Here is a 2578-nt window from a genome sequence, read left to right as displayed (position 1 = left end):
TTTTTTTCGACGGATTTTATACCCATGGAAAAATCGCCGCCCCACAAAAGGCTTAGGGCATATAACAAAAAAAAGGAAACCATCGCCCAAAGTATCCATTTTTGGTATTTTTTTAAAGTATCGGCCGATTTGGAAAATTTTCGTGAAAAGAGGAATACAAGAATAAAGGCATAAATCGGCAAAAGACCTAGTTTATCGGGGAGCAATGGGGAAATCATCAATAAAAAATACCAGCCCCAGTGTCCTTTTATATTTAGTGCCATGCAACCCTTAGAATGGATAATGTCCCAAAAATACATCAAAATTATGCTAACCGGACAAAGCTATTCAAATAGCGGGAGGCGCAATAATCGCATTAGGTCGTCAAGTTCTTGTTTCAGTGTTGAAGAATATTTCTTTATTTCGAATTCAACTTACAGTTTCCTGCGATAATTTGTTCCTTATTCGTTTTAAAGGCATTGTTGAATATCTCTAGCTTTGCCTGGGTACCGTTATTTGCAAATAAGTTTTGTAGCCCACAGAAATTTCTCAACTTAGGATTAGAATTTATTTTTATTTTATGATCACATACCTGCATCAGTTTCTGTAGTTCGGCAATGTTTTCAAGACCTGTAACATAACAGTTAACAAAGTAAGTTGAATTGGCTGTTTTTCATCGATTAATTGCCCCAGAACGTCTTTTATTTGGCAATAGAATCCCGAAAAAATCGTTATTTTGCCAACCTTAATTTTCGGAAAGAAAAAATCTTAATATGTTTGACAGAACCCGTATAAAAATACTATTTCTAGCTACCTGCCTTTTTTTTTGTTTCTTGTCAAAAGGACGATAAGCCGAAGATATAAAAACCGTGTACTATCAAGATAGCGATGGAGATGGCTTCGGCAACGCAGCTATTGATATCGAGGAAACGACCGCGCCTTCGGGCTATGTGGAAAACAATTTGGACTGTGACGATTCCAACAAAGAGATTAATCCCGACGCAACCGAAGTTTTCAACAATACAATCGATGAAAATTGTGACGGCGAAATGGCAGAAAAAGAATTGTTTGGGGGCGATGTGAAATTGCTTACCCAACAGGATGTCGATGATTTTGGCAGACATAATTATAAGACCATCTATGGAAAACTGCAGATCGGAACAGAAAATGAACCCAATACCTCCATCGTAAGTTTAGAGCCATTGCGGGCGTTACGGGTAGTAAGGCAAGAAAATTCCGTTTATATTTATTCGAACCATGCCCTTAAAAATCTAGAAGGCCTGAATAACTTAAGTTCAATCGACCACGGTCTTTATATCGACGATAATATCTTGCTCGAAAATTTGGCCGAACTGTCGAGTCTCATTACAGTAGGCACACCTCCTCCTGGCGAATATTTAAGTATTACCAATAACGCATCTTTAACCGCATTAGAAGGTCTTCAAAATTTGGCCACTGTCAATAATATCATAATATCGGACAACCCAAAATTGTATGATTTCTGTAGCTTTGAAGAGGTCAAAGACCCCGATTTTCCTTCAAGATATGATATATATCACCCTGATTTAATCAATAGAAGCTTTACCACATCCGGAAATAGGTATAATCCCGATGTAATTGCTATGAGAGAAGGATTATGTGCGGACGATACGGATAGACTCTACGACGGGAATATTTTGGAGAGTTCGGAATATCAGCGGTACGCCTTTCTGAGAAAAAGCGATGAGCTGACATCGATCGAAGGTATTCTTACCGATTTCGGAACGTCCCAAACCGACGGTGTTCAAGCGTATACGTACCAAATTGGCCAAACTGCCGACTGGTATATCATCAAGATACCCCAAGATTATAACGAAAGTGAAAGTTTTTATGAGTTATTACGGGAAAGCGGATTTTACGACCCAATAACAGAATTTGGCATGTTTTCGGATGACAACTATTCAACCGAAGTAATAGGTTTAGGATCTAATATTGACCAAGAAGCTTATGCCATCTATATGGACCACGAACTTCGCATCGAACTCAAATACCCCCGTATTAGCCGAGATTATGGATACTTCGGGACTTGGTTCGGCTCCTTCCAAAATGATGAGGTTTTTGTGCTGACTTCACAAGGGCTCAAAGGAGTGGCCTATCCCGGTATAAAGAAATTTTCCACTTTGTTGGAAGAACTGGGCATTGTGCTAAATACCCTCGACACTATTGAATTCCGAGATTTTGAAATCTTTAGAAAGGACTGAACAACCTCAAATAAACTTACTTTTCAGTTTTGTCGAAACCATTCCTCAAGAACGATCAAGCTCCACAGATAAAGCGATCTATCCCTCTTACCGGAAGAATGCTCTTTTAACAGGCGTTCGACAAAACTATGGTTCATACCCCTATTTTCAACACTTTGTTTTGAAAGATAATCGTTGACAAAGTCTTTTAGATCTTTTTTCAGCCATATGCCCATAGGAGGATTCAGGCCTAATTTCGGTTTGTTTATAATCTTATCGGGCACCTTGTTTTTCAAAAGTTTTTTCAATAGGTATTTTGTTTGCCCGTTCCTTATTCGAAAACCGGTGTCTATTGAGGTCATAAATTCTATGATTCTGTG

3 protein-coding genes are annotated in these 2578 nt (G+C 38.6%); 1 reads left to right on the top strand and 2 read right to left on the bottom strand.

Annotated features, from left to right (window positions below; translation table 11 throughout):
• The coding region (locus tag ACEW8S_RS09235; RefSeq protein ID WP_373517865.1) for a hypothetical protein at positions 1-263 on the bottom strand (263 nt) is incomplete at its 3' end.
• 585 nt (positions 264-848) lie between these two features.
• On the opposite strand from ACEW8S_RS09235, the gene ACEW8S_RS09230 reads away from it, so the two are divergent.
• Positions 849-2219 carry a putative metal-binding motif-containing protein gene (locus ACEW8S_RS09230; RefSeq protein ID WP_373517864.1) on the top strand — a complete coding sequence of 457 codons (1371 nt, stop codon included), beginning with the start codon at positions 849-851 and terminating at the stop codon, positions 2217-2219.
• 23 nt (positions 2220-2242) lie between these two features.
• Here ACEW8S_RS09230 and ACEW8S_RS09225 read toward each other — a convergent pair.
• Positions 2243-2578, bottom strand: a 336-nt coding sequence (locus ACEW8S_RS09225; RefSeq protein WP_373517863.1) for an asparagine synthase-related protein, incomplete at its 5' end; no start/stop codon positions are given.

Origin of the sequence: Pricia sp. (genome assembly GCF_041745955.1) — a bacterium.
GTDB lineage: Bacteria > Bacteroidota > Bacteroidia > Flavobacteriales > Flavobacteriaceae > Pricia.
This window is presented reverse-complemented; position numbering and strand designations above follow the sequence as displayed.